Below are 26,313 nucleotides of genomic sequence, written 5' to 3' on the forward strand. Positions count from 1 at the left end.
CCGCCCGTCTGCGCGACGCGCTGAGCTGGGGCGACGACTACGAACTGCTGTTCACGCTGCCGGCTGGAACCGTGCCGCCCTGCCCCGCGACCTGCATCGGCCGCGCCGAGCCTGCCGGCCCTGCGCCGCTGCTGCTCGATGGCGCGGCGCCGGGTGGGACGCTGGGGTATCAGCATTAGGGCTTTCTCGACGATAGCCGCGAGGTGGTGGAGGCAGCAGAGGCTTTGCGCGCAGAGCGTGCGTTGTGCCGCCGACGACTGAATCGAATGATGCGGACCAATTTAGGATCGCAGGTTCAAGCCAGGGCCGGTCAGCCGTAAGCTGAATGGTGCGGTCGATGATGGGAATTGCGGATGCTGCCCCCGGAATTTATGACGATCAGGTCAATTGTTCCCCGAACTGGGGCGGTGAGTGGTCATTCCAATTTGACGTTGAGGGTAGGACGACTACGCCGAATTCATAGGCAAGCTCGTGCTGAAAATCAGCCTCTGAGCAAAAAACGGTGCGACGCTGCGCTAGGCTCGCCATCAGATCTTCAACGAAGATCATCCGCCCCCTCCCCGTCATGCTGAGCAACCGCCCGCTCAAATCAGCCCTCTTTCGGCGAGCGATGCTTCGCCTACGAGTTTCGAGATTATTCCAATTTGCCCGGCCGAAAGCTGGAAGCCTTCGCGGCGGGGATCTTCGCTAGCGATGAGATCAGCCATCCCCGCCTTTGTAATGTCTCGTGCGACACCATTTTCAATGATCGCCTCCACGCCTTGATAGGAGAAGGCGCGAGGGAGCTGGACGCCCGCCGATAGCTGTTGGCCTGACGCTGAAGCACTTGCGATCAAGGCATAGGCGCAACGGAGCGTTGGAGATCGAGCCTGCGGATGCGGCGTCGTCTGAAGGATGCGTGAGATTTGTCTGATCGGCTTCACCGGGACGCTCTCAACAGGGCCGATCCCTAGGAGGAAACGATTGAGGACAGCCCGCTCTGGATTATCCGTGGGTTCACCCGAAAGGGTATCGGCATGACGAGCCAAGCTATGCGGGGCCGCCCCAGACAAATTTCCTAGACCGCCTGCAAGGTTGGTCAAGGGGCCACCTTCATGCAAGCGCCCGTATTTCTTAATCAAGACTGCTTCTCGCTCTAAGCACCCTTGTTGGTCGGTACGCTCATAGATCGTGTCAATGCGATAAAGAACTTGTCCACCTTCCCTGAGGATTTTACGGATCACGTTGCATTTGAAAGGGTTCGTCTCGCCGATCGGATGATTCCGCCGTGCTTCGGCTTCATGCTCTAGCGCGCGCCTGTTGACGCCCTTTCCGATATAGAATGGCCGACCATCAGGGCGGCAAAGCAAATAGACGTAGAAGTTGCCTGCGATGCCACGAAGATACTCGTCCGCAGCAGAACGTCCGCCTTCGAATAGCAGTAATCCGTCCATTTCTCGCCTTCCGCTTCGTTCAGCTACCACATTTCAGGGATTTTCGGGGACAGGAATTCCGGGGATAGTATACTCGGGCATTCCGGTGACAGTATACTCAACTGCCGGCGAAATCTGGGGACAGTATACTCAAATGCCGCCACCTTCGCCCTTCCTCGGCTTGGGGCCAGGCTGCGTTGGCGTCAAGGGGCGGCCCAAGGCGGCCTTCTGGTGCGCAATCCAAGCGTCTGCGGCAAGAGGGCGTCCGGTGCGCAGGCGGGCCTCGATGGCTTCGGCAACGGCGATGCCGTTCTCGCCAACGCCGCCAGCCTCCAACCCGTGGCGCAGCATGGCACGCCCGTTGGAGGCGATGCCTTGCATCGCGGCCAGATCGGTGAGCGGATCGTGTCTTGCGCGGCGCCCGTTGACATGGCTGCGTGCCCTCGACCATGACCAGTCGGCCGCGTTTGCAATCAGGCCGTCGGCCACCTGATTGTTTTCGAAATAGCGCACAGCGACCATCAAGTGCGCATCATCCATCGGATAGCTGGCAAAGCGCCCCTGGAATCGGTGCCCGCGCCAGCCCTCCCGAAAATTGACGCGGATGCTACCAGAGGCGCTTTACCGCAAAGCCATCGAACAGCGCCTCGTTTGACACCAGCACCATATCTTCGGCCTGCGCCTGCGCAATCAGCAGCCGGTCGAACGGGTCCTTGTGAGCGATCTTCATTTCGCCCGCGAGCCGGGCATGGTGGACGCTGATCGGCAGTTCGTCGAATCCCTGTTCGGCAATGACGGCCTCGAAGTCCTGGGCCAGCAGCGCTGCGTCCGGCAGCTTGCCGATGCGGAATTTGGTCGCAACCTCCATGGCCGAGGCGGCGCTGACGGCGACCGCGTTGCCCTCGTCGGCGATGGCTTCACGGGCACGGCGGCTTAGCGCATCGTCACCCGCCAGCCACCAGATCAGCGCATGGGTGTCGAGTAGCAACCTCAAGCGAGGCTCCACCCACCCAGTTCATCGTCGGGCAGCGGCTCGTCGAACCGCGCATCCATCGCAATCTTGCCTTTGAGCGCCCCGAACTGCCGACGTCCACGCGGGGCAACCGGCACCAGGCGCACCACCGGCACATTCCCACGCGCGATCACCACCTCACCGCCCGCGAGCGCGTCGGCGATCAGGCGGGACAGGTTGGTCTTGGCATCGTGGACCGAGAACTGGGCCATGCGGGTCTCCGTGGCTAACCATATAGCTAAGTCAGCCGAAGCAGACAAGGACGGTCCTTTAGGGCAGCTCCGGGTCCAACGTTCCGAGTTGTCATATGCTTTGTCCGGTCCTGGCTTGGGGCGTTTCAAAGACAGGACTGAATTCGTCCGCAGCACCCCCCCGCCCCGACAATATCGCTTGCGGGCGGCTGCAAATGATTTAGCTTCCTCCCTGCACCCATAAAAAAGGGCGCGTCGCGTACCTGGCATCATAAAAGCCGGGGCGCGGGGAAATAGGGGGATGCCATCGTGAACTTAGTCGTAACCGCCATCGGGCTGGGGTTACTGGCCGTTCTGTACGGGTTCGTCACCAGCCGCCAAGTGCTGGGAAGCCCTGCCGGTAACCAGAAAATGCAGGACATCGCCGGCGCCATCCAGGAAGGCGCCCAAGCCTACCTCAAGCGTCAATATGCCACCATCGCGATCGTCGGCGTCGTCGTCGCGATCATCGTCGCCATAACGCTGGGGGCGCTCGCCGCGCTCGCCTTCGTGATCGGGGCGGTGCTGTCGGGCGTTGCCGGGTTCATCGGCATGAACGTCTCGGTCCGTGCCAACGTGCGCACGGCTGCGGCCGCGCAAAGCGGGTTGCAGCAGGGCCTGACGCTGGCGTTCCGCGCCGGCGCCATCACCGGGCTTCTGGTGGCAGGGCTCGCGCTGCTCGCGATCGCGGGCTTCTTCTGGTATCTCGTCGCGGCGGCCGGCTATGCGCCGGGGGACCGCACGGTCATCACCGCGCTGACCACGCTGGCGCTGGGCGCCTCGCTCGTCTCGATCTTCGCGCGGCTGGGCGGCGGCATCTTCACCAAGGCGGCCGACGTAGGCGCCGACCTCGTCGGCAAGGTCGAGGCCGGCATTCCCGAGGACGATCCGCGCAATCCCGCCGTAATCGCCGACAACGTGGGCGACAACGTCGGCGATTGCGCCGGCATGGCCGCCGACCTGTTCGAGACCTACGTCGTCACCGTGGGCGCGACGATGGTGCTGACCGGGCTGCTCATCAAGGGCACCGGCGCGCTGTTGCTGCCGCTGATGGCGCTGCCGCTGCTGATCGGCGGCGTGTGCATCGTCACCTCGATCATCGGCACCTATTTCGTGCGGCTGGGCGGCGGCACCAACATCATGGGCGCGATGTACAAGGGCTTCCTCGTCACCGCGATCCTCTCGATCCCGGCGATCTGGTTCGCCACGCAAACCGCGCTCGGCGACATGGAGGCGCCGATCGGACTCGAGGGCTTTACCGGGCGCACGCTGTTCTATTGCGCGCTCGTCGGCCTGGCGATCACCGGGCTGATCATCTGGATCACCGAATACTACACCGGCACCAAGTTCCGCCCGGTGCGCTCGATCGCCAAGGCCTCGGTCACCGGGCACGGCACCAACGTGATCCAGGGCCTGGCCATCAGCCTCGAGGCGACCGCGCTGCCGACGCTGGTGATCTGCGCCGGCATCATCATCGCCTTCCAGCTCGCCGGGCTGATCGGCATCGCCTATGCCGCCACCGCGATGCTGGCGCTGGCCGGCATGGTCGTGGCGCTCGACGCCTATGGCCCGGTCACCGACAATGCCGGCGGCATCGCCGAGATGGCCGGACTCGACGATGCGGTGCGCGAGAAGACCGACGCGCTCGATGCCGTGGGCAACACCACCAAGGCTGTGACCAAGGGCTATGCCATCGGCTCGGCGGGGCTGGCCGCGCTGGTGCTGTTCGGGGCCTATACCACGGACCTGCGCGAATTCTTCCCGCAGCTGACCGTCAACTTCAGCCTCGAGAACCCCTACGTCATCGTCGGGCTGCTGCTCGGCGCGCTGCTGCCCTACCTGTTCGGGGCGATGGGCATGACAGCGGTGGGCCGCGCGGCGGGCGACGTGGTGGTCGACGTGCGCGACCAGTTCGCCAGCAATGCGGGGATCATGGCCGGCACCAGCCGCCCCGACTATGCCCGCACCGTCGATCTCGTCACCCGCGCCGCGATCAAGGAGATGATCGTGCCTTCGCTGCTGCCGGTGCTGGCGCCGGTCGCGGTCTATTTCGTCATCCGCTGGGTGGCGGGCCAGGCCGATGCCTTCGCCGCGCTGGGGGCGCTCCTGCTCGGCGTGATCGTCAGCGGCCTGTTCGTGGCGCTGTCGATGACCTCTGGCGGCGGGGCCTGGGACAATGCCAAGAAGTTCATCGAGGACGGCCACTTCGGCGGCAAGGGGTCGGAGGCTCACAAGGCCGCCGTCACCGGCGACACGGTGGGCGATCCCTACAAGGACACCGCCGGCCCGGCCGTCAACCCGATGATCAAGATCACCAATATCGTCGCCCTGTTGCTGCTGGCCGCACTCGCCAGCCACGCCGCAGGCTGACGCCATCGATGTCAGCAGCGGGGACCAACCCCGCGCTGATGTGCCCCGAGTTGGGGAGGAACGGGAAATCCCGCCGGGCTGGCAGCAGTCGGGCGGGATTTTTCGTGGCGCTGCAAGGCGCAGGCCTCATCATTTCAAAATTGTGACGGTCCTTTCCGATGCGTTGACGCCGCACCCGCGCCAAGCCAAGGGCCGGCCATGCTCAACCCCCTGTCGACGACTCTGCTCACCGCCTCCCAAGACCCTGCCGACATCGTGGCCGGCCTGGCCCGCCTGCTCACCGTTGCCCCCGCGGGCGAGGACAGCTTCCTCGGCCCGCGCAAGCCCGGCGGTGTCGGGCGCGTATTCGGCGGCCAGGTCGTGGCGCAGGCGCTGGCGGCCGCGCAGGCGACCGTCGCGGCCGAGCGCCCGGTCCACTCGCTTCACGCCTATTTCCTGCGCGGCGGCAGCGAGGACAGCGAAATCCGCTACACGGTGATGCGCGACATGGACGCGCGCAGCTTCACCAACCGCCGCGTCGTGGCCGAGCAGGACGGTGAGACGATCTTCTCGATGACCGCCTCGTTCCACAAGCGCGAGGACGGCATCCACCACACGCTGCCGATGCCCGCCGTGCCCAAGCCCGAAGCGCTGCCGAGCGAGACCGACCTGCTGACGATCTATTTCGAACGCATCGAGGAAGCGCAGCGCCAGTTGCTCAAGCGGCCGCGCGCGATCGAGATGCGCCCGGTGGAGCCGATCAACTGGCTGCGCCAGTCCGCGGCCGAGCCGGTGGCACACACCTGGTTCCGCTGCGTCGCCCCACTGCCCGACGACATGGCGCTGCACCGCGCGATCATCGCCTATGCCAGCGACATGACGCTGCTGGGCACGGCGCTGCTGCCGCACGCGCTGAGCTGGGCCGCCGGCACCGCGCGCGGGGCGAGCCTAGACCATGCGATCTGGTTCCACGAGGATGCCCGTGCCGACGAGTGGCTGCTCTATGCCTGCGACAGCCCCTGGGCGGGCAATGCGCGGGGCCTTAGCCGCGGGCGCATCTTCACGCGCGACGGGCGCCTGATTGCCGAGACCGCGCAGGAAGGCCTCGTCCGCAAGGTCGGCTGAGGCTTTCTCTAGCGCCGGGCGTAAACCGCACCGGCCGCCGGGCACCCAAGCCGTTGCGCCTCCGGTTCTGCCACCATGGCCATTGCGATGCGGTGCAGCGTTCGGCCGCTGGCGTCATTCGTGGCCGCATCCAGCGCACGCTCCATCGCGGTGCAGGCGGCTGGCGTGGTCGCGCCGCCGCCATAGTGATTGGCGAGCAGCGTCGCGTAGCTGTCGAAGGCGTGTGCCCCGGAAAAGCCGTGCCCTGCGCCGACAAAGCCGTGCATGACCCGGTCGGCGGCGGCGAAGTATCCGCGATGCACGATCATCAGCTGCGAGAAACGCTCTTCCACGCGGCCGCTCACCACGCGGCAACGCAGCGATACGGTCATCGCCAATGTCTGGAACTGGTTGATGCGCGCGGCCTCGAGCGTGGGCACGTCGAGGCAGGTGGCCGCACCTGCCGGGCTGACCGCATTTGCTGCCAGGGCCAGGAGCGCGAGCAGAGCCGCGTGGCAGCGGGTCACAGGGCGCCGGATTGCTGGAGGGTAGGCCATCAGCGCGACGCCATGCAGGGCTGGATCGGCACGGCCATCAGCGCATCGAACTGCTGCACCAGGGCCTGCTGCGCCGCGAATGTCGCATCGGCGACCGGCTTGTAGGCCGCGCCCTCTGCCGCCAGCGCATTGCGCATGGATGGATCGCCCAGCGCCAGCCCGTCATAGCGCGCCTGGATACCGCGCAGATAGGCAACCGCGCGGGCGTTGTTGGCCTCGGCCGCGTCGGCGGCGGGGCGGAAGACCGTGGCATGCCAGGTGTTGCGGTCGGCAGCCGTGCAGAACGAGCGCGGCACGGCTAGTGGCGTCACCTGCGCGAGCGCAGGCCGGCCCGAGGCCAGTGTCGCGCCGCGATCGGCGACGAGAACCGCCGGCACGACCGCGGGTGTCGCAGCAACAGGCACGGCCTGGGCGGCCGGCATTGTCGCGGCAGGCGTGACCGCGGAGGCCGGAAGCATTTGCGCGGGCGCCGCCACAGGCGTTTCCTGGCTGGCGGCCAGTTGCGCCAACAGCGCGGTGTCGCTGGCGCTATCGGGGCCGGCCGCAGGCGTGCCGGCGGCGACCACCTGCTGGGCTGGCACCGGGGCTGCGGCCATGGCCGGGGGCGGAAGCGGTCGCGCCGCCGGAAGCGCGGGCGCGGCAGGTTCCTGCACCGCGGGGATCAGCGCCGCCGGCGTGACGGGTGCAGCCGGCGTTAAGGGCGTAGCCGGCGCAAGGGGTGGAGCCGGCAGGGCAGGAGCCGCCGCCGGTGCCATGCGCCGCAGCGCGTTCAGCTTGACCCGCGCGACCGGCGCAAACGAGCCGGCGGGATATTGCTGCAGATAGGCGGCATACATATCGGGATCGCTGCTGCCGGCCACGGCGCGCCAGAATTCCAGCTCGATCGCGGACCCGACGCCGTTTCCGGCAGGCGCTGCGCCGGCGTATGCGGCGCCATAAGCCTCCTGCGCGAAAGCCGCCGGCGCAAGCGCGGTCGAAGCCCATGCACCACAGCTTAAGGCAAGCGAGAGCGCGACGCGGCGTGCGCGTGATTTCCCCTGCAACATAGCGACCCTTCCCCAGGCCGGCATTCCCACGGCCGACCCCTTCCCCCGTATAGACCACAGGTCTCCAGCGAAGTTTTGTCGAATCTGGTTAGCGAGCCTGGCGACGATACCGCCAAAATCACCGATCCCGTCGGCCGATCACCGCGAGAACGGATTAACACATGGGCTGGTTCGTGCCCCTCAGCCGCCCGGGTGGTAAAAGTCGTAGATGGTTTGCGCGACGGTCGCGCTGACACCCGGCGCACGCATCAGGTCCTCGAGCGAGGCGGCGCGCACCTTCCCGGCCGTTCCGAAATGGAGCAGAAGCGCGCGTTTGCGCGCCGGGCCGATGCCTGGAATCTCGTCGAGCGGGCTAGCGCTGATCGCGCGGCTGCGCTTGGCACGATGCGCGCCGATCGCGAACCGGTGTGCCTCGTCGCGCAACTGCTGCAGGTAGAACAGCACCGGCGAATTGAGTGGCAGCAGTTTCTCGCGCCCATCGGGGAAGTGGAAATGCTCGCGTCCGGCGTTGCGGTCCGGGCCCTTCGACACCGCCACCAGCGGCACGTCCTCGATGCCCAGTTCCTGCAGCGTCTCGCGCACGGCGGTCATCTGCCCCTTGCCGCCGTCGATCAGCACGAGGTCGGGCCAGGTGCCGCTCTGGCGATCGGGGTCTTCCTCCTGCGCGCGGCCGAAGCGGCGGGCCATGACCTCGCGCATCATCGCGAAGTCGTCGCCCGGCTGGGTCTCGGCGCGCTTGATGTTGAACTTGCGGTACTGGCCCTTCATGAAGCCTTCGGGCCCGGCCACGACCATGCCGCCCAGCGCGTTGGTGCCCTGGATATGGCTGTTGTCGTAGACCTCGATGCGCTGCGGCACGTCGGCCAGTTCGAGGAATTCGGCCAGTTCGCGCAGGATCTTGGCCTTGGTGCCGGTCTCGGCCAGCCGCCGGTCGAGCGCCTCGACCGCGTTGCGCTGCGCCTGTTCCATCAGCCGGCGCCGGTCGCCGCGCTGCGGGACCGAGATCTCGACCTTGCCGCCCGCCGCCTCGCACAGCGCCTCGGCCAGAAGCTCCGCCTCGGGCAGCACGCGGTCCATCAGGATCAGGCGCGGCGGCGGCACTTCCTCGTAGAACTGCGCGAGGAAGCTGGTCATGACTTCGGCCTCCTCCAGCCCTTCGGTGTGGCTGGGGAAGAAGGCGCGATGGCCCCAGTTCTGTCCGCCGCGGATGAAGAAGGCCTGGATCCCCACCTGCCCACCCTTGGTGGCCATGGCGAAGATGTCGGCGTTGCCCACGCCTTCGGCGTTGATCGCCTGGCTGCCCTGGATGAAGGTGGCAGCGCGCAGGCGGTCGCGCAGCATCGCCGCGCGCTCGAAGTCGAGGCTCTCGGCGGCATGCGCCATCTGCGTCTCGATCTCGCGCTGCACCGCACCCGACTTGCCGCCGAGGAAGTCCTTGGCCTGGCGCACCAGCTCACCATAGTCGTCGGTCGAGATGCGATCGACGCAAGGCGCCGAGCACCGCTTGATCTGGTAGAGCAGGCAGGGCCGGTCGCGCCGCGCCATGAAGCCGTCGTTGCAGCTGCGCAGCAGGAACAGCTTCTGCAGAGCGTTGATCGTGGTGTTGACCGAACCGGCGCTGGCAAAGGGGCCGTAATAGTTGCCCTTCGCCTTGCGCGCGCCGCGGTGCTTCATGATCCGCGGAAAGGCGTGATCGGCGCGCAACAGAATGAACGGGAACGATTTGTCGTCGCGCAGCAGCACGTTGTAGGCCGGGCGATAGCGCTTGATGAGCTGCGCTTCGAGCAGCAGCGCCTCGGCCTCGGAATTGGTGGTGACGATCGTCATCGACCGCGTCTGGCTGACCATGCGGCGCAGGCGGTTGGGCAGGCGATCGACCTGGGTATAGTTGGCCACCCGGTTCTTGAGCGCGCGCGCCTTGCCGACATAGAGCACGTCGCCGCGCGCATCGAGCATGCGATAGACGCCGGGCTTGGGCTTGAGCGTGCGGACCACCTCGCGGATGGTTTCGACGCCCTTGTCGATGTCGGGCTGCTCGGCACCGCGCACGGTGGACGTGGCGGCGTCTTCGTGGAAGCGTTCGGTGTCGCGGTCGGGAGCGGATGCTGCGGGCTTGCGGGCCATCCCCGCCAGATAGGCACTCGCACCCGCTTTGGGGAGGGGGCCGAGGGGGCACCTGCGCAGCGAGTGGTGGACAACCCCCACCTGCCCCGTGCAGCGCGCCGCATACGCAGAGATGCGCGGGTTCCTGGCAAGCGCCGGTTCACGGCGACCGGGTTATTCCGGCACGATGCAGCCCGGTTCCTTCCCCGCCCCGTCAAGCCAGCGCGGCCGCCGCGCCGATGCCCGGGCGCGGCTGCGCATCCCGGCCCGGCTGATCCTGCGCGGCGGCATCGTGGCCTGCGTGGTCGAAGACCTCTCGCGCACCGGCGCGCGCATGGCCATGGCCGAGCGACCGGCGCTGGGCGAAACGGGCGTGCTGCAGATCAACCGCGTCGAGGGTTTCGGCGCGGTGGTCTGGACCGAACGCGGCCAGTGCGGATTCCAGTTCGACGAACCGCTCACCCTCGCCGACGTGGTCGCCCTGCGCGACTTCGCCGACGGCTATGCCGAATACGAACGCGACACCCAGCGCCGCGCGGCGCGCGAATTCGTGCTGGGGCGGCGGTTCTGCTAGCGCCGGAAACAGGCGAGGGAATGGTCATCGACGATCCCGACCGCCTGCATCCACGCATACGTGATGGTCGGACCGACGAACTTGAATCCGCGGCGCTTGAGCTCTTTCGAAATCGTCTCGGACAAGGGCGTGCTGGCAGGCAAGGTCCTGCCATCGCCAAGGACCGGCTTGCCATCGGTAAAGCCCCAGCAGAACCGGGCGAAGTCTTCCCCCTGGTCCTGCATGGCGCAGTAGATCCGCGCCCCGTTGATCGTGGCTTCGATCTTCGCCCGCGCCCGGACGATCCCCGCATCGCCCATCAGCCGCTCGACATCGCGCTCGTCGAAGGCCGCGACCCTGACCGGGTCGAAATGGGTAAAGGCGGCGCGAAAGGCCTCACGCTTGCGCAGGATGGTGATCCACGAGAGGCCGGCCTGAAATCCCTCGAGCATCAGCATTTCCCACAGCATGCGTGGATCATGCTGGGGCACGCCCCATTCGGTATCGTGATAGGCCTGCATGAGCGGATCGCCCTGCGCCCAAGCGCAACGCGGGCAGGACGATGCGTCTGTGTCGGTCGGGGTCATGGTCTCTCCAGTCGGCAGCTGGCACCGTCGCTCACGCGAATCGACGAGCGGCGCAGCGGTTTCAAACGGTGCTGACCGTACCACCGTCGATCACGAATTCGGCTCCGTGGATTGCCGCCGCGCGATCCGACGCCAGATAGGCGATGAGGTCGGCCACTTCCTCCGGCTCGGCCCCGCGACCGATCGGGATGCCGCCCAGCGCATCGAGCACCGATTGCCTCGCGTCCTCGATCGTGCCGCCGTTCTCTGCCTGCAGGCGCTCGAGGAAATGCATCGCCGACTGCGTCATGATCCAGCCGGGTGACACGACATTGACCCGGACGCCCTTGGGACCCAGCTCCTTCGACAGCGCCTTGCTGTAGGTGCGCAGCGCGGCCTTTGCCGCGGCATAGGCGGTGGTCGATTCCGGCAGGGGCAGGACCGACTGGATCGAGGTCACGTGAACCACCGCCCCGGCGCCCTGGGCGATCATCGCCGGCACCAGCAGACGATCGAGGCGGACGGACGCCAGAAGATTGAGGTTGAGTTCGGCCAGCCAGTGCTCGTCGGTCAAGGCGGCAAAGCCGCCAGCGGGTGCAGACGAGCCACCGATGACGTGGGCAAGAATGTCGATCCCGCCGAACCGGTCGAGTACCGCCTCGGCCAAGGCCTCGCTGCCTGCCACGGTGGTCAGATCGGTCTGCACGAACGCGACGCGGTCATCTGCGGGCTGTGGCCGGCGCGCGGCCGTGATGACGCGGGCACCTCCGGCCAGAAACCGCTCGACCGTGGCGCGGCCCGTGCCGCTGGTTCCGCCACTGACGAAGACCCGCTTTCCGGCGAACTCGTCGGGATGGTGGTGCCGGGTCACAGGGTCACCTCCACGGCTTCGATCGCCTCGTCGCGCAGCAGGAAACGGTAAGTGAAGCGGATCGGGCTGCCAGGGAAGTTTCCATGCGCCGGCCCTTCGACCACGATCTTGCCGTCCTCCTCCCGCATGGTGTCGGGGGTGAAGACCGCCTCGGCCGCGACCACTTCCTCGGCCAGCAGCTTGCGGATCTGGTCCCGCCCTTCGTGGCGCTTGCCATTGTCCGCGAAGACCGCGCCATCGGCGAAAGGACGAAGCATGGCATCCGTGTCCAGCCGCGCATTGGCGGCGACGAAATCGGCGATGGGTTGGGGTAATTCGAGCGGCATTGCGGGTCTCCCGGGCTTGATACGGGAGATCTAGGCTTTCGCCATCATTGTGATAATCGGGTCAAATCGGCATGTGACGTTGCGAAAGGCAGGACAATGACGCGGCATGGGCTGGTCGATTTCGACGCCGTTCTCGCGATCGCGCGGCTGGGCTCGTTTCGCGCAGCAGCGATAGACCTGGGTTTGTCGACGACGGCGCTCAGCAATGCCGTGGCCCGGTTGGAAGGCCAGCTCGGCATCCGCCTGTTCAACCGCACGACCCGCGCCGTCTCGCTGACCGATGCGGGGCGCATTTTTGTCGAACAGGTCGGCCCTGCGGTTCGCGGCATTCACGACGCGATGGGCACGGCGCGATCGCAGCAGGAAACGCCGTCGGGAACGCTGCGCATCAATGCCTTTGCATCGGGGGCGCGGGAAATTCTGCAACCGCTGCTGCTGCGGTTCCTCGAACGGCATCCGCAGGTGCACATCGACCTCGTCACCGAGGGCCGCATCGTCGATATCGTCGCGGAAGGGTTCGACCTCGGCCTGCGGGCGGCGAACCTTGTCCCAACGGACATGATCGCGGTACCCGTCAGCCAGACGCGCCGCTTTGCCGTCGTCGCGACGGCAGCCTATCTTCACGCCCACGGCACGCCCGGCAGCCCGGCGGACCTGCTCCGCCACCGCTGCCTGCGCATCCGCCTGCCCAATGGCGCGATCCACCGCTGGCATTTCGAGAAGGATGGCGAACCCGTGCAGATCGACGTCGCTGGGCCGATCACGCTCGATGAATCGAGCTTGGCGCGCATCGCCGTGCTCGACGACGTCGGCATCGGCTACTTCATGGAAGCCGATGTTCGCGACGATATCGCCACGGGCCGTCTCGTTCGCATTCTGGACGATTGGACGCCACCCGTCCCGCCACTGTGCCTCTATTATCCGACACGGCGAAATCCCTCGGCGGCCTTCAAGGCCGTGATCGAGATGGCCAGACAATCGAACCGATGAGGGCGCCGGGATCGACGCGGCCAGTCATTGGCCGATCCGGGTCAACGATCAACCTCGGTAATGCAAGATCATGCCCGCTGTCGATTATGCCGCGCGCGGCACGCCCGCTAAGCCCCTCTCCATAAAGGCGGTGGCGAGCCGCGATGCGAGGGGAGACGAGCGAATGCCGACAAGACGAATGGCGCTGGGGACCTTGGCAGGTGGGGCGCTTTTGAGCGTCGGCGTGGCCGGAGGTCGCCGGGCTCTGGCTGCCGGGATGGCAGGGCATCCGCTGCGGCGGATTCCGCAGAAGACATCGGCGCGGGTCATCATCGACAACGATTTTGCCGGCGATCCCGACGGGCTCGTCGCGCTGGCGCACCAGTTGCTGACGCCCAAGACGCGCACGGTGCTCGTCACGTGCTCGGCGCTCGCGCCCAGGTCCAGCGATCCCGCGATCACGAGGCGCTCGGCGGCGGATGCAAAGCAACTGGCTGAAAAGCTGATCGGGATCGCAGGCATCGCCACCCCGCCACCGGTCGTGATCGGCTCGGAGAATCCGGGCGTAGCCGAGGCCGCGCCCTCGCCGGCCGCGCGCGCCATCGTCGCCGAGGCGATGCGCGAGGATCCTCTGCCGCTGGTGTTCACCTGCGGTGGCCCGCTGACCAATCTTGCGGCCGCGCTGCGGCTCGAGCCGGCGATCGCCAAACGGATGACCGTCATCTGGATCGGCGGTGGCAATTATCCGGCGGGAGGCTGGGAGTACAACCTGGCGACCGACCTTCCCGCCGCCCGCGCCGTGATCGAGCAGTCGGCGGTGCCGCTGTGGCAGGTGCCGCAGGGTGCCTATCGCCAGATGCAGGCCTCGGTCGCGGAGATGACCGACCAGCTTGCCACCCTATCGCCGCTCGGGGCGTTTCTCTACGACCGGTTCACCACCCCGCCTGAATTCATCCACGTCGCCGGGGCCTGGCCGCTTGGCGACAGCCCGACCGTGCTGCTCACCGCGCTGTCGAGCGAGAGCAGCCATTATACCGAAACGACTGCGCGGCAGATTGGGCCGGACTACACTTATGGCGAACCCATCGCCGGCCGGACGATCCGCGTCTACGATACGCTGGACGCCCGGCTGACGTTTTCCGATTTCACCGCGCTGATGCGCCTCCACGCCGCAGGCCAGCTTGGCTGATTGGCAGTCAGGCTGAAACCTCAGAACTGCTTGCGGAACTCCAGCTTGAACACGCGGCCCGTGGGATTGAGGTATCCCACCTGGTAGCGCAGCGGGATCTGCCCGTTCTGGTCGGTCACGCGCTGGGTGCCGTCGAACAGGTTGCTGACGGCTAGCGACACGCGTGAGTTCTTGAGGAACGGCACGGCCTTCACCAGCGCCGGCTTGCGGCCGAGATCGGCGAAGACGCGCGCATCGAGCGTGGCGATCGGGTGGAAGTCGAGGCTGGTCTGCCCCGAATCCGCGCGCGCCCCGCCGGTATAGGTGCCGGTGATGCGCAGGCCGAAGCCACGATAGAAGCCGCCGCCCTCGAGCTGGATGCTGTGGCGCGCCACGCCGCCGGTCGTCAGGGCATCGCCGCCGAGCTGGTCGTAGATCTGCCCGCCCGGCGTCAGCTGGACGCGGCTGGCGAGGATGATCGTGTGCGTGAGCGAGAGGTTCCAGCGCCCGCGCCCGTCGAACCCGCCACGGCCGCCGCCCATTCCGCCCGGCGGGGGGCCACCCGCACCGGGAGGAGGACCGCCCGCGCCCGCCACGCCCATACCACCAGACGGGGGTCCACCAGGCGGCGGACCGCCCGGGCCACCGGGAGGGGGCCCGCCAGCGCCGCGCATCATGGCCATGCCGGGGAAACGGCCGCCGCGCTGCATCGTCGGGTCGGGCGTGCCGAAGCTGCCGCTGAGATTGATACCATAGCGCAGGCTCTGCTTTTCCTGCCGCGCGAACATCACAGGGCTCTGGTCGATCGAGATGATGTTGCCGTTCTGGTCGCGCGTGACGCGCCCGGGGAAGGCCGCCTCGACATCGGCGGTCAGCAGCGGAAAGCTGGTGGCCGCGTTGAAGCTGAGGTTGCGGAAGTATTCGAGCACGAAGGTCGAGTTGGTCAGGAACGGCAGCGTCCAGTTGGCCGCCAGCTTGATGTCGCGGTCACGCTCCTTGGCCAGGGTCGGGTTGCCGCCGCTGATGACCGTGGCGAGCACGGTCTGGCCCTTGGTGAAATCATAGACCGCGACGTTCTGCGTCACCGTGGTGGGCGCGGCGAGCTGGCTCAGCGTCGGCGCGACTTCGGTGCCGATGAAGGTGCCGGTCAGCGACAGCTTCTCTGTCGGTCGCCAGGTCAGCCCGGCGCCGTAGTCGTAAAGACCGCCGATGTCCGACAGCGTATGTGCCTCGGCATTGAGGTTGAGCGAAAGGTCGCCGATCGCTCCGCCGAAATTGTCGCGCCGGCTGGTGATCGGCATGTCGAGGCTGAAGCCCGCCTGCGCATCGCTGCGCCGCAACCGGGTCGATCCGGTCATGGTCCGGCTGTCGGTGCTGTTGATGCCCGAATAGGCGAAGCCGGTCTTGACCGTTAGCGAACTTGGCCCGGCCGGGAGGCGGAAGGGCTGGCCGCTCAGCGTGGCGAGCGAGGTCAGCGAGTCGGTGCGGCTGCGCGCCTCGTCGGGCGATACGGCGATGATCGCACTGCCGGGCAGCGGATCGGTCACGCCCAGTGAGCCTGCGGTCACCAGCGTCTGCAGTCCGCTGAGGTCCGCGCGGTTGTCGATGCGCGTGGTGGTCTCGACATGGCTGCCGTCGGCGGTGACCGAAAGCTGCCATGCGCCCACGCCCGCATTGAGGCCGGCGCCCGCGGAAATCGTCGTCGTATAGACACGCGTGGTCAGCGGCTCGGGCGTGGCGGTGGTCCGCGTCGCCGAATTGCCCGCCGGATCGGTCAGCGTGATTGTGCTCAGCCCGTTGAGGCTGCGGCTGAAATCGCGCTGCGCCAGCAGGTTGAGCGTCAGCCCGGTGCCGACGCCGATCGGCTTGGACCAGGTGGCGTTGAGCGCGGCGCTGTCCGCCTTGCCCTGCAGCGTGCGATAGTCGGCCGCGGAAGGATCGCCGGCCACCGTGGGTGCGGCGGTCGGCGTCTGCTGGATGCCGCGCTCGGCCTCCGTGATGGCACTCTGGGTCGACAGCGTCCCCGTGACGTTGATGCGCGCCTTGTTGGCGATGCGCACTGCCGTCGCCTCCTCGCTCACCGTGGCGAAGCTGCCGTTGGTGGGCAGGCCGACTTCGGTTTCAGAGCCGTAGCTCTTGAAGTTGTCCTTGAGGATGAAGTTGACCACGCGCTGGTCGGGTCGATAGCCGTACTTGAGCGCCACTTCCTCGGGCAGCACTTCGACGCGGCGGATCGCCTCGGGCGGCAGCCCGCGCATCTCGCGGAAGGAGGATATGCGCATGCCGTTGAGCAGGATCACCGGCCCGCCGCTGCCCCCGCGCCCGCGCCCCGATCCGGTCTGCGGCGCCAGGACGCTGAGCAGGTCCGAGATCGAGTTGACGCCGTAGGCTGCGATTTCCTCTTCATCGAGCGTCACGATCGGCGGCTGGTCGGCCTTGACCACGCCGCGGATGGGCGTCGCCACCACCAGGATCTCGCCGGTATCGTCGTCGATGCCATCGCCATTGACGTCGATGCCCGCCCGGCCATCGCCGGTCATCATCTGCGGCGATGCCGCCGTCGCCTGCCCATCGGCGGTGACGACGCCGCCGGGCGCGACGGGGGTCGCTGCCTGGGGGTCGGCCGCGGACGGGGCGGCCGGGGCAGCCGCAGCGAACGCCGCTGGGCCCCCGATCAGGGCCAGCGCGGACGCAGCGAGGGTCAGGCTGTGGCGATAAGTCACGGTCATGGGCTTCACGGCGTTGATTCCAAATGGTCCCTCGCCAAACCGGCGCATGGCGACGCGGTTCCGGCGCTGCGGTGCAGCAGGGCACTGTCCTGGTACGGTGCTGGCCCGGCGGCCCCTTGCAAACAACGCACAATTCGTATCAATTTGTCGTTCGCCCCGATCAAACCGCCACGAGCCGGGGGGCTTTTCTTTTCGTGTTCGGAACGCTATGGGCGCCACGCGCGTCGTTTCGGCGACGGTTTATCCATGGCCTTTGCAGCTAGCGCCGTGTCGGTGCCGGTCCTTGTCCAGGCCATCCTGCAAAAAGGCTACCGAACCCGCCGATGGCGAAAGAAGAACTCCTCGAAATGCGCGGCACGGTCGTGGAACTGCTGCCCAACGCCATGTTTCGCGTCCGCCTGGAAAACGACCACGAAATCCTGGGCCACACCGCCGGCAAGATGCGCAAGAACCGCATCCGCGTGCTGGTGGGCGACGAAGTGCTGGTCGAGCTGACGCCCTACGACCTGACCAAAGGGCGCATCACGTACCGCTTCATGCCTGGTCGCGGCGGCCCCGGATCGTTCTGATGGGCGCTGACGCGCCCGGCTCGACATCGCGCATTCCCCTGGTGCTCGCCTCGGCCAGCCCCCGCCGTCGCGACCTGATCGCGCGGCTGGGTCTCGTGCCCGATCGCCTGCTCGCCACCGACATCGACGAGAGCCCGCTGCCGGCAGAGCTGCCGCGCGCTCACGCCGTGCGCCTCGCCGCGCAGAAGGCGGAGGCCGCCGCCGCGCTCGCGCCCGACGCCGCGATCCTCGCGGGCGATACCGTCGTCGGCGCCGGACGCCGCATCCTGCCCAAGGCCGAGGACGAGGCAACCGCGCGCGAATGCCTGGCGCTGCTCTCGGGCCGCCGCCACCGCGTGTTCTCGGCGGTTGCGCTGCGCATGCCCGACGGCGTCATGCGCGAGGCGCTGAGCGAGACCATCGTGCGCTTCAAGCGCCTCTCCCCGGCCGAGATCGACGCCTACATCGCCGGCGGCGAATGGCACGGCAAGGCCGGCGGCTATGCCATCCAGGGCAGCGCCGAGGGTTTCTGCGTCTGGCTGGCGGGCAGCCACTCGGGCGTCATCGGCCTGCCGCTGTTCGAGACCCGGCGCCTGCTCGTGGCCGCCGGCCTTCTGGCCTGAGCGGCCGGGGCGTGGCCGCGGCCTGGCTGATCGAGCACGGCATCGGCGAAACCCGTGCCGCCCTCGTGGATGGCGCCACCATCCTAGCCGCCCGGATCGACTGGCATGGTGCGGTGCTGGCGCCCGGCCTCGTGGCGCAGGCCCGCGTCGCCAGCCGCCTCGCCGGCACCCGGCGCGGCACCGTGCAGTTCTCCGACGGCGCTGTGGCCCTGGTCGATGGCCTGACCCCGGCGCTGACCGAGGGCAAGCGCGCGCTGTTCCAGGTGACCCGCGCCGCGATCGCCGAAAAGGGCCGCACCAAGCTCCCCATGGCGCGCCCGGCCCCCGACGGCGCCGAACCGCGCCCCGCGCCGTCGCTGGCCGAGCAATTGGCCACCGGCCCCTTCCCCGTGCGCACGCTGCGCCAGACCGACAGGGACCTCGACGAGGCCGGCTGGGACGACCTTGTCGAAGAAGCGATGACCGGCGAGATCGCCTTCACGCGCGGGGGCCTGTGCGTCAGCCCGACACCGGCTATGACACTGATCGACGTCGACGGCAGCCCGCCGCTCGCCGCGCTGGCTCTCGCCGCCGTGCCCGCCATCGTCGGCGCCCTTGCGCGGCTCGACATCGGCGGCTCGATCGGCATTGACTTCCCCACCTTGGCCGACAAGCGCGAACGCCAGTCCGTCGACGCCGCGCTGGGCGAGGCGCTCGCGAGCCTGGAGGCGCTGCTCGGCTGGCGCGCCGAACGGACCGCGATGAACGGCTATGGCTTCGTGCAACTCGTCAGCCGGCTCGAACGGCCCTCGCTGCCGGCACTGTTCGCGCGGCATCCCATGAGCGCGGCGGCCCGCCAATTGCTGCGCCGCGCCGAGCGCGTGAACGGCCCGGGCACCCTGCTGCTCTCCTGCCACCCTGCCCTGCGCGCGGCGGTCCTGCCGGACTGGGAGGCGGAACTGGTCCGCCGCACCGGCCGCGTGCTGCGCTGGGCGACCGACCCCGCCCTTGCCCCCACCGCGGGTTTCGCCCAAGCCCTGAGCGCCTGAACGCGTGAGCTCGGCCACCAAAGCCATGACCCGCCTATTTCCAGCCCACTTCGGAAGACCCTGCCGATGACCACCTCCGCCAAACGATGCCCCATATGCGGCAAGCCGCGCAGCGACGCTCACAAGCCCTTCTGCTCCACCCGCTGCAAGGACCGCGACCTGATGCGCTGGCTCGAGGACGGCTACGTCCTTCCCGGCCCCGCCGTCGACGCCGAGGACGAAGCCCCCGATTAAGCGCGTTTCCACAGGTCACAAAATTGCCCTCCTGTGGAAAAATTGATGCAGACAGGGGCTGGACAACCCGCCACCGCCCCGTCATAGGGCGCTTCACCAAACGCGAGGCGCCCGGATCGGCCGCCACTGCGGGATGCCCGGGTAGCTCAGTTGGTAGAGCACGTGACTGAAAATCACGGTGTCGGCGGTTCGATTCCGTCCCCGGGCACCATTGGACCTTCCAGACCCATCCATTGATATCCATATGCGGCCGAATAAGCCTTGCGTTCAACGTTCAGGGCACTTTCCGCGTTCCTGCATCGTCCATCGACGTTCCCCCAAAGCCGGACTATTTGTGTGGCAAAGGCCTGATGTTGGGGGTTCAGGCCTCGAGCCACAAATCCTGCATGCTTCGCCTCACCTTCAACGTCCAGCGCCGCGATTTCAGGCTGGGCGGCCATCCCGGCACCTCGCTCGCCAAGGCCCGGGGAACTCGCGGAGCAGTATCGCAAGGACATCCGTGAGGGCCGCGAACCACTGGCCTTCCAGATCCAGAAGCCCGAGCGCACCTTGTTTCGTGACGCGGCCAAGGTGGCGATGGAAGGCCTCGCCGGCGCAAAGCTAGGGGCAGCAACCATCGCCACCATGCAAACACGCCTGGCAACCTATGCCTATCCCAGGATTGGCCATCTCGAGGTCCAGACGATCGACGCGACGGTACGCGCCGACCTCCTCCGCCCGAACTGGACGAGCAAGCCTGAAACCGCGCTCCGCGTTCGCCAGGCCATCATCCGGATTCTGCGCTTCTTGCGCCCGGATGGGCACCTGCTGGAAAACTCTCTCGCCGAGGCCGTGTCGGACCGGCTTCCGAAGCTGCCAGACAGTCAGCACCATGCAGCGATGCCCCATACCGAGGCGCCCGCCTTCTGGCGCAAGCTCGCGGCAAAGGAGACCAAGGGCTTCCTGGCTCTGTAGTTCACGATCCTGACCACCGCTCGCTCGGGCGAGACGGGCGGCGCCCGCTGGAGCGAAATCGACGAGCAAGCGGCGGAATGGAACATCCCGGCCACCCGCATGAAGATGAAAAAGGCGTACCGTGTACCGCTGTCGGCTGCCGCACTGGCTGTCCTGAAGGAAGCGGCGGTCTACAAGCACCGCGACGTCGACCTGATCTTTCCCTCCGACGCGCGCACACCGCTCTCCGTCATGACCCTGACCAAAGTCTTGCGCGACATGAAGCTGGATTGCCGCGTCCTCGGCTTTCGCAGCACGTTTGCCGGCCGGCGCGGCGATGAAACCGATTATCCCGAAGAGATCGCCGAGGCGGCGTTGGCCCATGAAGTGCCCTATGCGGTCGAGCGCGCCTACCGACGAACCGATTTCTTCACAAAGCGCCGGGCGCTGATGGATGATTGAGGAGCGTTCGGCACGAAGGACATCGGCGGTAACTCGCCTTGGCTTGGCCCGATTTGCCTCAGGACCGCCGACGCGGATATGAGTGATCGGCCACGACTGCAACTGGGCGTGAGCTGCCGATGTGGCCATTGCCCAGGGCATTCGGCACGATCGCTCGCGAAGCTGCCGTTCACGCCTCCTTTCGCGACCGCTGAAAGCAGGCTTTCGTTCATTCAACGATCCGGAGCTGAACCCTCCGGCCAACCGGTGCGGTTCAGGATAGGCATTTCCCTTCAGATTCCAGCCAAGAAACGGGCGAAGCCAAAAAATGCTACATCGGCGTCCGCGTTTCCGATGATTTGGATACCGAGCGGCATATCTGCAACTGAGAGGAGCGGGAGCGAGATCGCCGGCAAACCGAGCGTCGATGCTGGAACGTTAACGGCTGGATCACCTGTGAATCAGCACCGCCGACATTGCTGCCTTGCGCCTGGGGGGCCTCCACCACGGGTGACCACCAGCGCACGGCTTGCGACGCGCAGGTTGCCGCACAGGCCGCCGCATGCGGTCTAAGGCAGGCGCTGCGTCCAGCCGTGTAGCGGCAAACGCAGCTTGCAACGCAACGCGGGCGCAATCGTACCCGTGACGTGGCAATAGGGCTGGTTGCCCCGCGATCTATCGCGGCAGAGTCGTCCCGCTGCTGCAACAATCTTCATCGGCGCAAGGGCGGATGCGTCAGTCCCGCACCGCGCCCACGGCCTGCGCCTGGCCGAGCGAGCGGAAGAACTCCAGCTTGCGACGCTCTGGCCATGGCATGATCCGGGCAACTTGGTTGAGGCCCAGCAAGACCGGAGCATTGGACGTGTAGGGCCGCCAGCTCATCGCAGTCGTATCGGGATTGCCGGTACGCGCGAAGGCGACAAGCGACCGTGTCATTTCCGTGCTGAAAGCATGATCAGCGGGGGTCCAGGCACGCGTGGTGCGATAGATGTTGAACGAGTCCAGAGTACCCAGCCAGAACGGTACCTCCGAGGTGTGATAGGCCCCGGCCGTCGCGGGATCGAGGTCGGAGAATTTTGCGCCGGGTGCATAGCTGTGCGGGCGCGCGAACTCGTAGGAGTAGACCTTGGACTTGCCGTTCGCCACGGCGAGGTCGGCCCAGTGGCCCATGCCGGCTGCCATCGTCGCGTCGCGGTCCGCCGCGCGCGCTGCGTCGCGAGCGGCAGCGTCGTCGCTGGCGGGATAGAGCGCCAGGAATTCCGGCGCACGATCGCCGAAACGGGCGCGGGCTTTGGCGAGGTAATCAGGCAAATCCTTTACCGGTCCCAGGCCCCCGAAGGATTCGTCGTGCGTGAAGCCGACGACCAGCGGCACATCGTTCTGCCGGCCGCGCTGAAACGTTTTCTCGATGCTTTCCGGCAAGACGTATCCATCCTGGACCGGGCCGATCTTCGGACCATCGGCGGTGCGCGGAACGACAATCCGGTCGGCCGGCATGGCGCGCAATTCGGCAAGGCTCCGGGCATGCAGCACGGTCTGGAGCTTGACTCCTTCCTGCTCGGCCTGGGCCAAGGGCGGCGTCGGGCTCGGCCCGCCGGCGGCAGCACCACTCATGGCGAACGCGTGCTTGAACAGCCCATTGGCGAGCGGGCTGGCCTGCAGCACCTGGACCGACATCGAGCCTGCCGATTGACCGGCGATCGTCACGTTGTCGGGATCGCCCCCGAACTTGGCGATGTTACGGCGAACCCATTGCAGCGCGGCGATCTGGTCGAGGAACGCGTAGTCGCCCGAGACCTTCTGCGGCGATTCCGCGGACAATTCGGGGTGAGCAAGAAACCCGAGGGCACCCAGACGATAATTGAAGTTGACGAACACCGCCCCCTGCGAGGCCACGGCCTCGCCGCCATAGATCGGCATGGCCGACGAGCCGATGAAGAAGGCGCCGCCGTGGATGTAGACGATGACCGGCGCCTTGCGTAGGCCCGGCCGGGTCCAGACGTTGAGATAGAGGCAATCTTCGCTGGTGACCTCTGCCCCACCATACTGGTTGGCCTGCGCGTTGCGCAGCGGCTGGATGCATTGCGGCCCAAACCGATCGGCATGGAACACGCCCGTCCACGCCGCCGCCGGTCGGGGCGCTTTCCAGCGAAGGTCTCGTACCGGCGGGGCTGCATAGGGTATTCCCATGAAGACCTGCCCGCCCGACGCCTGGGCGACGCCTTCGACCTGGCCGGATTCGGTCGTCACGGTCGGCGCGGCGGGCGTGCGCGCCTCCCCTTGCACGGCAGGAACAAGACACAAAGCCAGGGCTGCGAGCGTGCTGAGGGGGGGCTTCATCGGGGGGATTCCTGTCAAGATACACGCCGCTGTGGTGGTGCTGCCTGCGATATCATGCCGGCTGCGTCACATCGGCCAAGGTGCGCCGGCCGGACGGCCCGGCCGGCGCCTTTACCGGTCAGAAGCGGAAGCGGACACCGCCCTTGTAGGTCCGGCCCATCAGGTCGTAATAGGCGCTGCCGTTGGCCGGCAGCGGCGGATCACGATCGAGCAGGTTGCTGACGTTGAAGTAAAGCATGTACTGCTTGTCGGCCCCGAAGCTGTAGCGCACCCCGAGATCGACATAGGCCACCGCCGAAATGTTGTTATCGGTGATGCTGGTCGCCAGCGCGGGGTTGTAGCCAGCCTGGTCCGGCCCGAAGAGACCGTTGTTCTGGTGCGAGGCCGACACGAAGCGGACGTTGGTGTTCAGACCGAAACGCCCGATCTCATAGTCGATGGTGGTGTTGACGAGCCACTTGGGCAGGCCCGCCGGGCCACCGAAGGCCGCACCGGTCTGGCCGGCGCGATCGATGCCGCCGGGGAACAGCGTCGAGATATCGGTCGACGACCAGAACGAGAGGACGCGGGTTGCCATCACATTGGCGGTGATGGCGCCGGTGGTCCCGAACTGTTCGATCGGCTGGCGCAGCGTCGCCTGGAAGTCGAGCCCGCGGGTGCGGAACTGCGCCACATTCGCGGTGATGCCCTGGACGCCGGTCATCTGGCCCGCGACGGGGTCATTGTTGGCGAAGGTGATGAGCGAACACCAGGAATTGCCGGTATAGGCACCGCCGATGAAGCAGTTGTTGACCACGCCCTGCGTGCCGGTCGAGGTGATCGCCCCGCGGATGCGGATATTGTAGTAGTCGACCGACAGGCGCAGGCGGTTGAAGAACGAGGGCTGGTAGGAGACGCCGACGGTCTGGGTGGTCGACACCTCCGGGCGCAGACCGGGGTTGCCGCCGACGATGAAGCCCGCGTTGTTGGAAGGCCGCGCGACGCCCGGACGCGGATCGGTCGGCAGCGGCAACGACTGGGATTGCGGCGTGTAGAGCTCGATCAGGTTGGGCGCGCGAATGTCACGCGAGCGCGCCGCGCGGACCAGCAGGCCGTCGATCGGCTCCCAGGTCAGACCGGCCTTCCAGGTGGTCACGCTGCCGGACGTGCTGTAGTCGGTGACGCGCACGGCCCCGTTGAAGTCGAGCTTGCGGGCAATCGCGAAATCGCGCAGCAGCGGCACGACCGTCTCGAAATAGGCCTCCTTGACCGTCTGGCTGCGGGTCGGCAGCGAAACGCCGTTGCCCGAAAGCCAGCCCGAGGTCTGCGACAGGGCATCGGTGGCAAGGCGCACCGATTCCCGGCGATATTCAGCGCCGACACCGATCGAGACGGGGCCCGCCCAGGTCGAGAACGGCTCACCCTGGATGTTGGCCGAAAGATCGCTCAACGTCGTCAGGCCCGATCCGGTGGAGGTGCCCAGGACATAGCTGGCGGCGGCAGCCGGAAGCTGCAGCTTTCCGAGGATGTTGAGCGGAACGCAGCCCGCCGCGCGCGCCGTAGCGCTGCGACAGACGATCTGACCACCGACCGAGACTGCATCGAGGGCGCTGCGGAAATTGGCCGAGTTGAAGGTATTGCTGATGGCGACGTGCGACGTGTTGGTGCCGAACAGGTACGAGGCATCCCACTTCCACGAGGAGCCGAACTTGCCCTTCAGGCCGGCCTGCACGCGGATCAGCTCGTTCTGGATCGTGCGCATGCTGGGACCGAAGTCCTGGCCCGAGTACCCGATCGAAAGGCCGTTTGCGGGCACGAGGGCGAGTTGCGCCGGCGTCAGTGCCTGCGCCAGATAGGCATTGTCCTTGGCGATGTTGAGCGCAGGGCCGGCACCGGCACCGTCGCGCCGGATGATGATGATGCCCGTCGTCTTCACGTTCGAGTACAGCGGCTCGATGAAGGCCGTCACGTTGTCGTCGAGGTCGAACGACAGGCGGCTCATCACGTTGTAGCGCGTCTGCGCCGGGCGAAGCTGCTGAGTGTTGAGGTTGTTGATCCCGGCCGCGACATTGGCCGCCAGGGCCGTCGGCGAGAAGAAGTCGAGGCTGGCGGTCAGGTTGGACAGACCACGGTTGAACGTCGTGGTGGTGACACCGCCATTCGCCGTGGGCACGAATGCCAGGCCCTGCAGAGCGCCGGCAGTCTGGATCACGCCGCCGCTCGAGGCTGCGCCGAAATAGTTGCCGTTGGGGCCGATCACCGTGTTGGCGACGCCGGCCGGGCGGTTGGTGATCTGGGCCTGGTTCCATGCCGCGCGGCCCCAGCCGCGCACGTTGTTGTACGCTGCGGTGCCGCCGTCATCGTTGTATTCACCGCCGATGACGAAGTGACCACGGCCCCCGGCAAAGGCCGTGCCATAGGCCAGGGTCGCGTACTTGTCCTTGGCGTCCTTGTAGCGCGTCTGGCTGTACTGGAACGAGCCCTTGAGCCCGGTCAGGCGGTCGTCGATCTGGAAGTTGATGACGCCGGCGACTGCATCCGAGCCGTAGGCTGCCGAGGCGCCGCCGGTGACGACGTCCGAATTGCGGATGAGAACGGTGGGGATGACGTTGAGGTCGGTCGAACCCGCCGACGTCGTCACACCCGGGATGATGGTTTGCGGAAGACGACCGCGATCGAGCAGGACCAGCGTGCGGACCGAACCAAGGCCGCGAAGGTCGGCCAGGAAGGCGCCGGTGTTGCCAAGCCCGCCCGCGTTGGGCGAGACCGCGGCGCGGAAGGCCGGCACGGCATTGAGCGCATCGCCGATATTGACGATGGCACGCTGTTCCACGAACTGCTGGCTCACGACAGTCGTCGGCGTGGGCGCCGTGTAGCCGTCGCGGGCGATGCGCGACGCGGTCACGAGGATTTCCGCCGTTCCCGCTGCGGCGCTGGATTCAGGCTGGACCGCCGGCTCGGCTTCCTGGGCCAAAGACTGCACGGGCGCCAAGATCGCCGCAACGCCTGCCAGCAGGGACAGCTTGGCAGCAGCCCGTGTCGTCGTCATCGCGACATCGACCCGGTGCAATTGGTTTAGCCGATACATCTTCGAACCCTCTCCTGATTCCGTGATCCTTTTGGACCAGATTGGTTTGACCTGTTTGTAAGTGAAACTTACCAATCCAAATAATGATTATTTGCTATGGTTTT

25 protein-coding genes and 1 tRNA gene are annotated in these 26,313 nt (G+C 67.0%); 12 read left to right on the forward strand and 14 right to left on the reverse strand.

Going from position 1 to position 26,313, the window contains the following annotated elements:
• Positions 1-378: 378 nt before the first annotated feature.
• The 5 genes from V7Q48_RS06995 to V7Q48_RS07015 all read right to left on the reverse strand — a co-directional run bounded on the left by V7Q48_RS06995 (position 379) and on the right by V7Q48_RS07015 (position 2,636).
• Positions 379-549, reverse strand: a complete 171-nt coding sequence (locus V7Q48_RS06995) for a hypothetical protein (protein WP_333837131.1) — start codon at positions 547-549, stop codon at positions 379-381.
• Between the two features lie 35 nt (positions 550-584).
• Complete coding sequence (locus tag V7Q48_RS07000) at positions 585-1,433, reverse strand: GIY-YIG nuclease family protein (protein WP_333837132.1); 849 nt, start codon at positions 1,431-1,433, stop codon at positions 585-587.
• A 129-nt stretch (positions 1,434-1,562) separates the two neighbouring features.
• Positions 1,563-1,952 (reverse strand): hypothetical protein, encoded by a 390-nt coding sequence (locus V7Q48_RS07005; RefSeq protein ID WP_333837133.1) that lies wholly within the window; start codon positions 1,950-1,952, stop codon positions 1,563-1,565.
• Between the two features lie 67 nt (positions 1,953-2,019).
• The gene (locus V7Q48_RS07010) at positions 2,020-2,406 is read right to left on the reverse strand and encodes a type II toxin-antitoxin system VapC family toxin (protein WP_333837135.1); all 387 of its coding nucleotides are present in this window, start codon (positions 2,404-2,406) and stop codon (positions 2,020-2,022) included.
• On the reverse strand, positions 2,403-2,636 hold the full coding sequence (locus V7Q48_RS07015) for a type II toxin-antitoxin system Phd/YefM family antitoxin (RefSeq protein WP_333837137.1): 234 nt from the start codon (positions 2,634-2,636) through the stop codon (positions 2,403-2,405). The genes V7Q48_RS07010 and V7Q48_RS07015 overlap by 4 nt, the downstream gene beginning before the upstream one ends.
• Before the next feature lie 288 nt (positions 2,637-2,924).
• Between V7Q48_RS07015 and V7Q48_RS07020 the strand changes: the two genes are divergently transcribed.
• Entirely contained in the window at positions 2,925-5,024 is a 2,100-nt protein-coding gene (locus V7Q48_RS07020) for a sodium-translocating pyrophosphatase (protein WP_333837138.1), read from the forward strand.
• Between the two features lie 198 nt (positions 5,025-5,222).
• A complete protein-coding gene (locus tag V7Q48_RS07025; protein ID WP_333837140.1) occupies positions 5,223-6,128 on the forward strand; it encodes an acyl-CoA thioesterase in 906 nt (301 codons plus the stop codon).
• Between the two features lie 8 nt (positions 6,129-6,136).
• Here V7Q48_RS07025 and V7Q48_RS07030 read toward each other — a convergent pair whose 3' ends face one another.
• The 3 genes from V7Q48_RS07030 to uvrC all read right to left on the reverse strand — a co-directional run bounded on the left by V7Q48_RS07030 (position 6,137) and on the right by uvrC (position 9,834).
• On the reverse strand, positions 6,137-6,664 hold the full coding sequence (locus V7Q48_RS07030) for a hypothetical protein (RefSeq protein WP_333837141.1): 528 nt from the start codon (positions 6,662-6,664) through the stop codon (positions 6,137-6,139).
• Positions 6,664-7,710, reverse strand: coding sequence for a hypothetical protein (locus V7Q48_RS07035; protein WP_333837142.1), 1,047 nt, complete (start codon positions 7,708-7,710; stop codon positions 6,664-6,666). The genes V7Q48_RS07030 and V7Q48_RS07035 overlap by 1 nt, the downstream gene beginning before the upstream one ends.
• A gap of 180 nt (positions 7,711-7,890) precedes the next feature.
• Entirely contained in the window at positions 7,891-9,834 is a 1,944-nt protein-coding gene (gene uvrC / locus V7Q48_RS07040) for an excinuclease ABC subunit UvrC (RefSeq protein ID WP_333837143.1), read from the reverse strand.
• Between the two features lie 166 nt (positions 9,835-10,000).
• Between uvrC and V7Q48_RS07045 the strand changes: the two genes are divergently transcribed.
• Positions 10,001-10,387 (forward strand): PilZ domain-containing protein, encoded by a 387-nt coding sequence (locus V7Q48_RS07045; protein ID WP_333837145.1) that lies wholly within the window; start codon positions 10,001-10,003, stop codon positions 10,385-10,387.
• Here the strand turns inward: V7Q48_RS07045 and V7Q48_RS07050 are convergent.
• The 3 genes from V7Q48_RS07050 to V7Q48_RS07060 form a co-directional block, all read right to left on the reverse strand.
• The gene (locus V7Q48_RS07050) at positions 10,384-10,953 is read right to left on the reverse strand and encodes a DNA-3-methyladenine glycosylase I (protein WP_333837147.1); all 570 of its coding nucleotides are present in this window, start codon (positions 10,951-10,953) and stop codon (positions 10,384-10,386) included. The two genes, V7Q48_RS07045 and V7Q48_RS07050, sit on opposite strands and share 4 nt — an antisense overlap.
• Before the next feature lie 61 nt (positions 10,954-11,014).
• Positions 11,015-11,803, reverse strand: a complete 789-nt coding sequence (locus tag V7Q48_RS07055; protein ID WP_333837149.1) for an SDR family oxidoreductase — start codon at positions 11,801-11,803, stop codon at positions 11,015-11,017.
• Complete coding sequence (locus V7Q48_RS07060) at positions 11,800-12,129, reverse strand: nuclear transport factor 2 family protein (RefSeq protein ID WP_333837151.1); 330 nt, start codon at positions 12,127-12,129, stop codon at positions 11,800-11,802. The genes V7Q48_RS07055 and V7Q48_RS07060 overlap by 4 nt, the downstream gene beginning before the upstream one ends.
• Before the next feature lie 96 nt (positions 12,130-12,225).
• Here V7Q48_RS07060 and V7Q48_RS07065 point away from each other — a divergent pair, with 96 nt between their 5' ends.
• Positions 12,226-13,119, forward strand: coding sequence for a LysR family transcriptional regulator (locus V7Q48_RS07065; protein ID WP_333837153.1), 894 nt, complete (start codon positions 12,226-12,228; stop codon positions 13,117-13,119).
• Positions 13,120-13,375: 256 nt separating this feature from the next.
• On the forward strand, positions 13,376-14,287 hold the full coding sequence (locus V7Q48_RS07070; RefSeq protein WP_333837154.1) for a nucleoside hydrolase: 912 nt from the start codon (positions 13,376-13,378) through the stop codon (positions 14,285-14,287).
• Between the two features lie 20 nt (positions 14,288-14,307).
• Here V7Q48_RS07070 and V7Q48_RS07075 read toward each other — a convergent pair whose 3' ends face one another.
• A complete protein-coding gene (locus tag V7Q48_RS07075) occupies positions 14,308-16,995 on the reverse strand; it encodes a TonB-dependent receptor (RefSeq protein ID WP_333837155.1) in 2,688 nt (895 codons plus the stop codon).
• 323 nt (positions 16,996-17,318) lie between these two features.
• Between V7Q48_RS07075 and infA the strand changes: the two genes are divergently transcribed.
• From infA to V7Q48_RS07110, 7 genes are all read left to right on the forward strand, one after another.
• Positions 17,319-17,564 carry a translation initiation factor IF-1 gene (gene infA, locus V7Q48_RS07080; RefSeq protein ID WP_333837157.1) on the forward strand — a complete coding sequence of 82 codons (246 nt, stop codon included), beginning with the start codon at positions 17,319-17,321 and terminating at the stop codon, positions 17,562-17,564.
• On the forward strand, positions 17,564-18,166 hold the full coding sequence (locus tag V7Q48_RS07085; RefSeq protein WP_333837159.1) for a Maf family nucleotide pyrophosphatase: 603 nt from the start codon (positions 17,564-17,566) through the stop codon (positions 18,164-18,166). Before infA ends, V7Q48_RS07085 begins: the two co-directional genes overlap by 1 nt.
• An 11-nt stretch (positions 18,167-18,177) precedes the next feature.
• Complete coding sequence (locus V7Q48_RS07090) at positions 18,178-19,194, forward strand: ribonuclease (protein ID WP_333837161.1); 1,017 nt, start codon at positions 18,178-18,180, stop codon at positions 19,192-19,194.
• Between the two features lie 66 nt (positions 19,195-19,260).
• Positions 19,261-19,428, forward strand: a complete 168-nt coding sequence (yacG, locus tag V7Q48_RS07095) for a DNA gyrase inhibitor YacG (protein WP_333837163.1) — start codon at positions 19,261-19,263, stop codon at positions 19,426-19,428.
• A gap of 135 nt (positions 19,429-19,563) precedes the next feature.
• Positions 19,564-19,639 (forward strand) — tRNA-Phe (locus V7Q48_RS07100).
• A 365-nt stretch (positions 19,640-20,004) separates the two neighbouring features.
• Positions 20,005-20,382 carry a phage integrase central domain-containing protein gene (locus tag V7Q48_RS07105; protein ID WP_333837165.1) on the forward strand — a complete coding sequence of 126 codons (378 nt, stop codon included), beginning with the start codon at positions 20,005-20,007 and terminating at the stop codon, positions 20,380-20,382.
• Between the two features lie 9 nt (positions 20,383-20,391).
• Entirely contained in the window at positions 20,392-20,823 is a 432-nt protein-coding gene (locus V7Q48_RS07110) for a tyrosine-type recombinase/integrase (RefSeq protein WP_333837359.1), read from the forward strand.
• Positions 20,824-21,537: 714 nt separating this feature from the next.
• Here V7Q48_RS07110 and V7Q48_RS07115 read toward each other — a convergent pair.
• Entirely contained in the window at positions 21,538-23,142 is a 1,605-nt protein-coding gene (locus tag V7Q48_RS07115; protein WP_333837166.1) for a carboxylesterase/lipase family protein, read from the reverse strand.
• A 118-nt stretch (positions 23,143-23,260) separates the two neighbouring features.
• Positions 23,261-26,209 carry a TonB-dependent receptor domain-containing protein gene (locus V7Q48_RS07120; protein WP_333837167.1) on the reverse strand — a complete coding sequence of 983 codons (2,949 nt, stop codon included), beginning with the start codon at positions 26,207-26,209 and terminating at the stop codon, positions 23,261-23,263.
• Positions 26,210-26,313 lie beyond the last annotated feature (104 nt).

It is taken from the genome of Novosphingobium sp., from assembly GCF_036803765.1.
Classification (GTDB): Bacteria; Pseudomonadota; Alphaproteobacteria; order Sphingomonadales; family Sphingomonadaceae; genus Novosphingobium.

What these genes read in the sequence shown, in the direction of transcription:
- V7Q48_RS07045 (WP_333837145.1), top strand. Translation starts at nt 10,001, where the DNA reads ATGCAGCCCGGTTCCTTCCCCGCCCCGTCAAGCCAGCGCGGCCGCCGC.
- V7Q48_RS07000 (WP_333837132.1), bottom strand. Translation starts at nt 1,433, where the DNA reads ATGGACGGATTACTGCTATTCGAAGGCGGACGTTCTGCTGCGGACGAG.
- yacG (WP_333837163.1), top strand. Translation starts at nt 19,261, where the DNA reads ATGACCACCTCCGCCAAACGATGCCCCATATGCGGCAAGCCGCGCAGC.
- V7Q48_RS07005 (WP_333837133.1), bottom strand. Translation starts at nt 1,952, where the DNA reads ATGGATGATGCGCACTTGATGGTCGCTGTGCGCTATTTCGAAAACAAT.
- V7Q48_RS07120 (WP_333837167.1), bottom strand. Translation starts at nt 26,209, where the DNA reads ATGTATCGGCTAAACCAATTGCACCGGGTCGATGTCGCGATGACGACG.
- V7Q48_RS07085 (WP_333837159.1), top strand. Translation starts at nt 17,564, where the DNA reads ATGGGCGCTGACGCGCCCGGCTCGACATCGCGCATTCCCCTGGTGCTC.
- V7Q48_RS07030 (WP_333837141.1), bottom strand. Translation starts at nt 6,664, where the DNA reads ATGGCCTACCCTCCAGCAATCCGGCGCCCTGTGACCCGCTGCCACGCG.
- V7Q48_RS07075 (WP_333837155.1), bottom strand. Translation starts at nt 16,995, where the DNA reads ATGACCGTGACTTATCGCCACAGCCTGACCCTCGCTGCGTCCGCGCTG.
- V7Q48_RS07015 (WP_333837137.1), bottom strand. Translation starts at nt 2,636, where the DNA reads ATGGCCCAGTTCTCGGTCCACGATGCCAAGACCAACCTGTCCCGCCTG.
- V7Q48_RS07050 (WP_333837147.1), bottom strand. Translation starts at nt 10,953, where the DNA reads ATGACCCCGACCGACACAGACGCATCGTCCTGCCCGCGTTGCGCTTGG.
- V7Q48_RS06995 (WP_333837131.1), bottom strand. Translation starts at nt 549, where the DNA reads ATGATCTTCGTTGAAGATCTGATGGCGAGCCTAGCGCAGCGTCGCACC.
- V7Q48_RS07035 (WP_333837142.1), bottom strand. Translation starts at nt 7,710, where the DNA reads ATGTTGCAGGGGAAATCACGCGCACGCCGCGTCGCGCTCTCGCTTGCC.
- V7Q48_RS07060 (WP_333837151.1), bottom strand. Translation starts at nt 12,129, where the DNA reads ATGCCGCTCGAATTACCCCAACCCATCGCCGATTTCGTCGCCGCCAAT.
- V7Q48_RS07105 (WP_333837165.1), top strand. Translation starts at nt 20,005, where the DNA reads ATGGAAGGCCTCGCCGGCGCAAAGCTAGGGGCAGCAACCATCGCCACC.
- V7Q48_RS07070 (WP_333837154.1), top strand. Translation starts at nt 13,376, where the DNA reads ATGGCAGGGCATCCGCTGCGGCGGATTCCGCAGAAGACATCGGCGCGG.
- V7Q48_RS07115 (WP_333837166.1), bottom strand. Translation starts at nt 23,142, where the DNA reads ATGAAGCCCCCCCTCAGCACGCTCGCAGCCCTGGCTTTGTGTCTTGTT.
- V7Q48_RS07065 (WP_333837153.1), top strand. Translation starts at nt 12,226, where the DNA reads ATGACGCGGCATGGGCTGGTCGATTTCGACGCCGTTCTCGCGATCGCG.
- infA (WP_333837157.1), top strand. Translation starts at nt 17,319, where the DNA reads ATGGCGAAAGAAGAACTCCTCGAAATGCGCGGCACGGTCGTGGAACTG.
- uvrC (WP_333837143.1), bottom strand. Translation starts at nt 9,834, where the DNA reads ATGGCCCGCAAGCCCGCAGCATCCGCTCCCGACCGCGACACCGAACGC.
- V7Q48_RS07025 (WP_333837140.1), top strand. Translation starts at nt 5,223, where the DNA reads ATGCTCAACCCCCTGTCGACGACTCTGCTCACCGCCTCCCAAGACCCT.